Annotated in this window: 6 protein-coding genes; 5 read left to right on the top strand and 1 reads right to left on the bottom strand. The window is 66.5% G+C overall.

What is annotated here, in order from left to right:
* Positions 1–177 precede the first annotated feature (177 nt).
* Positions 178–1500: an ISL3 family transposase gene (locus NR072_RS00245; RefSeq protein ID WP_256835743.1), complete on the bottom strand. Its 1323-nt coding sequence runs from the start codon at positions 1498–1500 to the stop codon at positions 178–180.
* A 448-nt stretch (positions 1501–1948) separates the two neighbouring features.
* On the opposite strand from NR072_RS00245, the gene NR072_RS11530 reads away from it, so the two are divergent.
* From NR072_RS11530 to NR072_RS00225, 5 genes are all read left to right on the top strand, one after another.
* Positions 1949–2152: an AbrB/MazE/SpoVT family DNA-binding domain-containing protein gene (locus NR072_RS11530; RefSeq protein WP_373021376.1), complete on the top strand. Its 204-nt coding sequence runs from the start codon at positions 1949–1951 to the stop codon at positions 2150–2152.
* An 11-nt stretch (positions 2153–2163) separates the two neighbouring features.
* Positions 2164–3933, top strand: coding sequence for a DNA methyltransferase (locus NR072_RS00240; RefSeq protein WP_256835741.1), 1770 nt, complete (start codon positions 2164–2166; stop codon positions 3931–3933).
* On the top strand, positions 3930–5852 hold the full coding sequence (locus tag NR072_RS00235; protein ID WP_256835739.1) for an N-6 DNA methylase: 1923 nt from the start codon (positions 3930–3932) through the stop codon (positions 5850–5852). Before NR072_RS00240 ends, NR072_RS00235 begins: the two co-directional genes overlap by 4 nt.
* A gap of 27 nt (positions 5853–5879) precedes the next feature.
* Positions 5880–7550 carry an McrB family protein gene (locus NR072_RS00230; protein WP_256835737.1) on the top strand — a complete coding sequence of 557 codons (1671 nt, stop codon included), beginning with the start codon at positions 5880–5882 and terminating at the stop codon, positions 7548–7550.
* A gap of 175 nt (positions 7551–7725) precedes the next feature.
* A partial coding sequence (locus NR072_RS00225) for an McrC family protein (RefSeq protein ID WP_256835736.1) occupies positions 7726–8812 on the top strand: 1087 nt, incomplete at its 3' end.

Below are 8812 nucleotides of genomic sequence, written 5' to 3'. Positions count from 1 at the left end.
GCGGGCAACAGGACGACTCTCATAACGACTGGACCTACGAAACGGGGTCAGCCCAATGGCAGTACGCAACTCAGCGCGGACTCACGACCGGCAGTTACTTGGTCGCGAGGATCAGGCCGCTGCGCGGACCACGGCGCCCCGCCGCCGGTCGGTGGGTCTGCTGCACGGAATGATGGCTCATCCCAATCGAGGGTGTAGTTGGGGTCTGAAGCCTCCGGTCTCGAGCAGCGATTTGGCAATGTAGTTGGTCAGGTTGCGGAACCCGAGCGCGGATCCGCGGAGGTGCTCGAGGCGTCCGTTGATCGCTTCGGTAGGTCCGTTGGATGTGCCGGGCCGGTCGAAGTAGGCGAGGACGTCGGCGGCGCGCTTCTTCAGGGTGCGGCCGAGCTTGGTGATCTCGACCAGTGCCTTGGGGACGCCGGTGCTGATGTCGGCGATGAGCTTGGCCATCAGTTCGCGGCCACGGCGGCGGTCCTCGTGGCGGTAGGCGGCGATCATCCGCTGGTAGATGCCCCAGGTGGCTTCGACCTCGACGTGGGCGTCGTCGGCGAACAGCGCGCGGAGCCGATCGGTCCGCTTGTCGGTGAGCAGGTCGGCACCGGTGCACAGCGTCCGTCGCGCCGCGTACAGCGGGTCGCCCTTCCGGCCGCGGTGGCCGTGGATCGCGAGCTGGACCCGTCGTCGGCATTCATCCAGCGCTTCGCCGGCCAGGCGGGTGACGTGGAAGGGGTCCATCACCGTGGTCACGTCGGGCAGCTCCTCGACCGCGGCGGTCTTGAAGCCGGTGAACCCGTCCATCGCGACGACCTCGACACCATCGCGCCAGGCCTGCGGACGGTTGGCGAGCCAGGTCTTGAACGCGGCCTTGGAGCGACCCTCGACCATGTCCAACAGGCGCGCTGGGCCGGTGCCGTCGCGGACCGGGGTGAGGTCGATGATCACGGTCACGTACTTGTCGCCGCGCCGGGTGTGGCGCCACACGTGCTCGTCGACGCCGATGACCTTGACGCCGTCGAACCGGTGCTCGTCATCGATGAGGACCCGCTTGCCTTCGGCCAGGACCGCGTCGTTGGCGGTGTTCCACGCGACGCCGAGCCCCTCAGCGACCCGCGCCACGGTCAGGTGCTGCACGACGATGCCTTCGAGTGCCCACCGCAGTCCACGACGCGACAGCTTGGCCCGCGGCTCCGCGGCGGCGCTCGTGTCCTGACGCCACACGTGGGCACAGTCCGCACACCGGTAGCGGCGCACGACGACCTCCAGCAGCGTGGGTCGCCAGCCAAGCGGTGCGTGAGCCAGTCGGCGGACCACGCTGTCGCGCGGGCTCCCTTCTGCCCCGCACTCTCGGCACCACTGGTCGGGCTCGACGACCCGGCACGCGACCACGGCACGGTCGGCTTCGATGCGTTGGCCGGTCGCGACGAGGCCCAGCTCGTCGAGTCCGCAGAACGTGGTCAGGTCAGGGCAGGCGAAGCCCGCTGGCGGGGTAGCGTCAGGCACGTCGAGGTCTTTCGGGATGAGCGTGTAGGAGCCTTCATCCTCGGGAGGCCTCGACGTCTACCCGGGGACCGACGCGCCGAGCCCTACGCGACGTGCGCTACACCCTCAACTGCGAAGAGCCGCTTTCAATGTCGGCCTGACGCACCCACTTCACCAAGGTCACCTCGTGGAATCCGACTTCCTTAACGATTTGAGCTGGGGTCACTCCGTCTTCACAGGCACGGGTCACTGTGATGAGGTCATCAGGGAACGCGGAGGTAAGAAGCAGGCCCAGCCACACCCTTCCAGGCTACCCGCGGGCAACCCGGATCAGATGTCGCCGCTCGGTGCGGCACCCCCCGGTAGACCAGTCAACTGAGCGGCCGCGTCCGCTTGTGGCGAGCAACATCGTTAGATCCTTATATACTATTAGACATATTAGAGTTAGGAGGTTTGCTACACTGCCCCCGTGACTGCCGAAAAGGTCGTATGGTACGGACCTCGCGCTCTGACGAAGGTCCGGCAGGTTTGCATCCCAGTCGAGCTCTTGCGTGTTTTGAACCTGGATGCGGGAAGCGAGGTCGAGTTCGCCCTCAGTGATGACCAGAGGGAGATACGCATTCGCCCAACAGGGCGCTCTCGAGCAGCCCAAAAAGAGAAAGAGGCATTATGAGACCGGATGCGATGGAAGCTCTCTATTCGTTGCCGCTGCCTGCTGCTCGGACAGGCCCTCTCTACAACGCGTTCTCGTATCCGACGAAGATCTCGGCTGAGAGTGTCGCACTGTTCATCGCGTGCCACACGAAGCCCGGCGACCATGTTCTGGACGTTTTCGGCGGTTCCGGTACTACCGGAATCGCGGCGCTGCTCTGCGAGCGGCCAACCGAGCGGATGCTCGCGCTGGCCGCCGAGCGCGGGATGAATCCGCAGTGGGGTGCTCGGAACGCCACTCTCTACGAGCTCTCGGAGATCGGCACCCTCCTGTCGCGCGTGATGACCCACGCACCGGAGCCGAAAGCCTTCGCAACCGCCGCCAATCGGCTCGTCTGCGCCGCGTCAAAGCTGGAGCCTTCGCTTTACGCGACCAAGGGCCCCGACGGGCAGGACGGCGTCGTTCGCCACATCATCTGGAGCGATGTTGTGGCGTGCCCGCGCTGCGGGGCCGAGACAACGTATGCCGAAACGCGCGTACGCTATGGACCCCTGCGGTTCGACGATCGGTTCACGTGCTCGTGCGGCCACACCGGCTCGCCCGACGACTGGGGACGCGTCCTGGAAGACGTGGTGGACCCGTGGACCGGGGGGCAGACCCATACGCGCCGCCGGCGCGTCCCGTGGAAGGTGTACGGCAAGTCTGCGGACGGCAATTGGAGCCGGGAAGCAACTGATGAGGATGCTGCGGCGGAGGCCGAGGCACTCACCCGTAGCCTTCCCATCAGCGCGCCGATCGTCCCATTGCGTTGGGGGGACCTCCACCGCAGCGGATACCACCAGGGAATGACCCACCTGCACCACCTGTACACCGCCCGGAACTTCCGCGCGTTAGCGACCCTGTGGCAACTTATCGACAACGAGCCTGAGGGGCTGCGCGAGGCCCTGCGACTGCTCGTCCTCTCTTACAATGCTGCGCACTCCACGCTGATGACCCGCGTTGTACTCAAGAAAAACTCCAAGGACTTCATCGTCTCCGGCGCCCAATCGGGTGTGATGTATGTCAGCGGGCTGCCCGTGGAGAAGAACGTATTCACTGGTGTTCAACGCAAGATCAAAACCTTCGTTGCGGCGTTTGAGCTATTGCACGGCCTGACGGGTGAAGCGACGATCGTCACCGGGAGCAGCGCAGACCTGCATCTAGCCGATGAATCGATCGACTACGTATTTACCGATCCGCCGTTTGGGGGTTATATCCCCTACTCCGAGATCAACCAGCTCAACGAGCTTTGGCTCGGGCAGACCACCCGCATTGATGATGAGGCGATCATCTCGCCCGCACAGGGCAAGGGCGTCGACGAGTACCAGGCGCTGCTGACGTCGGTGTTCTCCGAGGTCGGCAGGGTCATGAAGCCAGATGCGGACGCGACGCTCGTGTTCCACTCGTCCCACGCCTCGGTGTGGCGGGCGTTGACGACGAGCCTCACCGACGCCGGCTTGGTCATCACCGCCGCGAACATCCTCGACAAGACCCAGGCCAGCTTCAAGCAGGTCAACGGCCACGTGGCCGTGAGCGGCGACCCGCTGCTGCTGGTGAGGAAGCGTGTGGCCGACACCGCCGCTCCGGTCACGGCGACTATGCGGGACCTGGCGCTGGCCGAGCTGCGGTCCTCAGGCCCACTACCGGTGACCGCGCGTCAGGAGCAGCACCGGTATTCGAAGCTGGTCGGCGCAGCCCTCGTGGGCGGCGTGCCGATCACGATGGACGCACGGGCCGTCTACCGCATGAGGGGTGCCGAATGACCGTCGAGGCGCACCTGGATGCGGCGCGCAAGAAGCAGCTCGGCCAGTATTTCACCGACCAGCGGGTCGGCCGGCTTCTCGCCGCACTGGCCGACGCCGGCTCGGCGGAGTCCATCATCGACCCGATGGTCGGCTCGGCCGACTTGCTCCAGGCATGCCTGTCCGTCGGGGCGCGCCCCGAGAGGATGGTTGGGATAGAGCTTGACCCAATCGCGCTCCTCCGAGCGCGCTCCGCACTGCACGGCGTCGGCGGCACCGACCTCATTCTCGGCGACGCCTTCTCCGCTCCGCTCCCGTCGACCCAGTTCGACCTGGTGATCACCAACCCCCCGTACATCCGCTACCAGTCCAGGGGGAAGGTCGACGGCATCAGCGTGCCGACCAGCGCCGGGGTTCGGGCAGGGCTGATCCAGGCGATCACGACCCGGCCGGGGTTCTCGGACGAGGACCGGGCGCTGTGGCTCCGCGCCGCCAAGGAGTACCCCGGCACATCCGACATCGCCGTGCCGGCCTGGATCCTGAGCGCTGCGCTCGTACGCGAGGGCGGCGTGCTGGCCGTTGTCGCGCCGCAGGTCTGGCTGAGCCGGAAGTACGCGCAGGCGGTGCGAACACTCTTGGACGCGGCGTTCAACGTCGAGGTCATCGTCGAGGACGGGGATGCGTCGTGGTTCGACGACGCACAGGTCCGCACGCAGCTGGTCGTGGCCAGACGCCGCCCGCTGACGGCGAGCCGAGCCGGACGCAAGACTGTGATGGCGCGGGCGACCCGCGGCCTCGTCGCCAACGGCGAACTGCGCGGCACGCTCGGCTCAGAGCAGGCAGTCGCGAAGGCGCTGCACGCGGTGACCTCCAGCAGCCCGGTCACCGTGACCACCGGACTCGCCGCTCACGTCGAGCGTGGCCTGTCCGTGTCCGCCTCCGGCCAGGGCGCGCAGTTACCGCCTAGGGTCGCCTCGGCGCTGGGAGCAACGCCCGGCGGCGTCCCTGTCCGGACGCTGAACTCGTACGGCTGGCGAGCCGGGCAGGGCCTCCGCAGCGGTGCCAACGACTTCTTCTATGTCAGGCTCGTCGACGGCGTCGTCCGCCCCGCCGCGCGCTGGGGGATCGACTCACTCGCCATCCCGACCGAGTGCCTCCTGCCGGCGGTTCGACGTCAGAACGAGCTCGGCGATGAGTTCGCGGTTGACGAAGCGCTGCTGCCCTCGCGGGTCGTGGACCTCCGAGGCTGGGTCACCCCGTCCGACCTGAAGAGGATGGGACCTAGTGATGCTCAGGTCCTACCTGCCTCCGTAGGGAAGTGGATTGCTCAAGTCGCATCGACTCCCCTCTCCCCGAAGGACCCGACGAAGCTATTTCCCGACCTGTCCGCCGTGGCGACGAACAGCAGGACCGACCGCTCCGGCCAGCAGGTGAGGTTCTGGTACCAGCTGCCGGCCCTCGCGCCACGTCACCGCCCAACACTGTTCGTTGGGCGCGTATGTGGCGGACGACCAAAGACCGTCTTGAACGGTTCGGGGGTCGTCGTGGACGCCAACTTCGCAGGGCTGTGGCCCGTCGAGCCCAACGCGCTGCCGTCGGATGCGTTGCTCGCGCTGCTGAACTCAAGCTGGACGTGGGCCAACCTCGAGTCGACGTGCACTGTGCTCGGCGGCGGCGCGCTGAAGATCGAGGCGACTGATCTGCAACGCTTGGCTCTCCCGGACCTCTCCGCCTCAGCGGTCGAGCGCTTGGCCGAGCTCGGACGCTCGCTGGTGAAGGGTTCCTCTGACGCGGTCGCGGACTCGATCGACGAGGTGGTAACCGACTCGCTGCGTCAAGGCGAGTACGTTGACGATCCCGCCGCCGCGCTCCGGGCTCTCGCCGAGCGCGCCCTACAGCACCGGTCGCGGGACGGATCGTCCGTCGGCGGTCACCCATAGAGTGGTCGCGAAGGAGAGGTGTAGCCGATGGAACTGGCGTTAGAGACAATTCGTGTGCTGCGGCGCTTCAAGAATGCAGTCCTGGAAGGTCCTCCAGGAACGGGCAAGTCCCACGTGGTCGCCGCAGTGGCCGACGCGTGGAAGCAGGAGACGGGGCGACCCCTCGCTGGAAATGGCCGCGGCCGCTACGCGATCACGCTTCACCCCAACACCACGTACGAGGAGTTCGTCGAGGGGCTGCGGTACGACGATTCGATGGCCGCGTTCGTCCGCAAGGACGGCTTCCTGCGTAACGTGATCGGTGAGGCGATCGCGGATCCAGGCTCCGATTTCTTGGTGCTGATCGACGAGCTCAACCGCGCGAACGTCCCGAAGGTGTTCGGCGACCTGCTGCTGACAATGGAGTCAAGCAAGCGTTCTATCTGGGACGGGGTCCGGTGGCGCGGCGGCATGGAGGTCACCTTGCCGTACTCGGGCGAGCTCTTCTCAGTCCCGAGCAACGTCTATCTTCTCGGCACCATGAACACGACAGACCGCTCGATTGCCCCGCTGGACTCTGCGCTGCGCCGACGATTTGGCTTCATTCGCGTCGAGCCCCTGATCGGCGATGTGCTGCGGACGCAGATCGTCGACACCGACGGCAAGGAAGCGGCTGGCCGGGTCGAGCGGTCGATCGACCAGCTGACCAATCTCAACGAGGCGCTGCGACGATGCTTGGGTCCGAACGCGATGCTCGGCCACAGCTACCTGTTCGGGGTCGCGGCGACGGAGGGCTCGACCGCGGACGCCAACGACCCGCTCGCCCCCGTGCGCGAGGCCGTCGGCAGAGGCGGCATCGCGGCCGTCTTCTGGCTCGAGGCTCGCGTGCTCGACGGAGGCAGTCACAATCAGCTGAACCTCCCGGACGTCGACGAGTCGCGAGGACTCAAGGGCATAGTGGACGCGTTTTTCCCGATGTCGTCCGGAGGTGCGGTCACGACCACCCGCTCCCAGCGCGGAACGCACGACAAGGTGGAGATCCGCTTCGAGGGGAAGAGATACCTCGACAACGTCGTCCGGTACAACGAGGGCGGCCCGAACTACAAGCTCTACTACCAGGGAAAGACGTCCGATAACCAGAAGTTCAGCCGGCTCGCCGGCACCCTACGCCTCGACCACAAGGTGCACGTCTGGCTCCGCCAACCCGACCACACCCTCGAGCTCATCATCCTCGACCGTTCGGACGCTGTGATCACCGCACTCCGATCCGTCAGCGTCGGACCCGACGGGTGGCACGAGCGGACGACCGGCGCACGGGGCCGCTCGTACGGAGTTGTCGACTTGGCAGCGCTGGAAGCGTCCGGCAAGGCGGCCCACGATGTCGACAAAGACGAGGACGCCGAATGGATGGTTTGGCGCTACGCGATCCTGCCGCAGCTCATCGACACGGCCACCCAAGTTGGCGCGACAGAACTACTAGCCAAGGAGACCCGCAACGCCTGGCTCGAAGCCGCGGGCGCGAGCGACGTCGCCGACCGCTGGACCAAGTTCGACCAATTCCTCGCCAGTCTGTCGCTCGCAATCACGGAAGAGGGCTACGGCCTCACTCGCGGTCTGACAGTCGTCGACATCCCGGTCAGGGCTGCGGCCGAGTACTCCGCACCGGAGGCTTCGGATGAGCCCAACGCGGCCGAGGACGACGATGACAGTGACCTGTAGCCCTTCTCGGCTCTGGATCAAGGCGAGCCCACGCGGGACGCGCTCAGGCTTCGCCGTCCTCCCGGACGGTGCCGGGGGACGCGTGACCGTGACAGTGCTGCCCAAGCCGTGGTCATCGACGGTACGGGCGGTCCAGGACTACGTGCACTCCCCAGGGACCACCACACACGTCGTGGTGCACGAGACCGAGCTCGCGGCGATCAGGACCTCTGTCCCAGCCATCGGCTCCCTCGCCAGTAGTCTCGGGGAGGCAGCACGTGATCAAGCAGACCTGCTCGCTCTCGGCTCGCCTTCGGACGACCCGTTCTGCGACCCGACCGGCGGTAGCGACCCATTCGGGCAGCTCATCGACCTCATGCTGCTCGCGGAGCGCGGCAGCCTCATGGACAACCCGCTGAAGTTCGAGGGAGTGTTCGCGCCCTCGTTGCTGAGGCTCCTATCGCATGAACGGCTGCTTTCGACGGTGGAGAAACTGATCTTCCGCGTCCGCCCGAGGTACGCCGAACGCACGGAGTCGCTAGGGATGCCCCGGGGTCGGCTAAGCGCGAAGAGCCTACTGTTTTCCATTGCGACGGGCACGCCACGCGTGGAGTCGACGTTCGACGAACTGACCACAGACACTCCGCTCCTGCAGGTGGTGGCCTCGGCTCTCCGAGTAATCGCCAGCGACCGACTGCCGCCGAAAATCGCCGCGCTCCGTCCAGGACTGCAGACCCGCGCCGTCAACTTGCTGCGCCTCCTGTCCTCGGTCACGTTGATCGAGCGCGAGCGGGCGCTCCTAACCGCCGAGCGGCTCTGGATGGGGCCGCTCGACCAGATCTGGAAGCCGGCGATCGAGGCTGCCGTTACAGTCCTCCGGGACTGGGCCGTCGCACCGGAGGACGACTCCGAGAGCACCGACGCGGTGTTGGTGCACGTCGCGACCGAGAAGTTCTGGGAGCAGTGCCTAGAGGTCGCGCTGGAGAGCGCCTTCAGCACGCTCGTCGTCAGCCGCGACGCACAGGCGGGCGAGGGCGTCAGCGTCCCTCCGCCCTGGGTTCTGCCAGCCGTCGACGAGAACCGGATGGTCGACCCGGCCACCGCTTCATTCCCGGACTTCATGCTGCGAACGGGCCGACGGATCGTCGTCGCAGACGCGAAGTACAAGCTCGGCACTGAGCGGGCCCCAGGGTCGTCCGACGGCTACCAGCTGTTCGCGTATAGCCATCTAGCTGTAGGAGGGCATGACGTTGTTGACACGCACCGGGGCCAACGAGGCCGGA

Source organism: Micrococcus sp. Mcc89 (assembly GCF_024519795.1).
In the GTDB taxonomy this organism is placed as follows: domain Bacteria; phylum Actinomycetota; class Actinomycetes; order Actinomycetales; family Micrococcaceae; genus Micrococcus; species Micrococcus luteus.
Note: the sequence above shows the minus strand (reverse complement) of the source record. Positions and strands in the feature narration are given on the sequence as shown.

Excerpts from the sequence above, each read along its gene's own strand:
- NR072_RS00240 (WP_256835741.1), top strand. The coding sequence starts at position 2,164 with ATGGAAGCTCTCTATTCGTTGCCGCTGCCTGCTGCTCGGACAGGCCCT.
- NR072_RS00235 (WP_256835739.1), top strand. The coding sequence starts at position 3,930 with ATGACCGTCGAGGCGCACCTGGATGCGGCGCGCAAGAAGCAGCTCGGC.
- NR072_RS00230 (WP_256835737.1), top strand. The coding sequence starts at position 5,880 with ATGGAACTGGCGTTAGAGACAATTCGTGTGCTGCGGCGCTTCAAGAAT.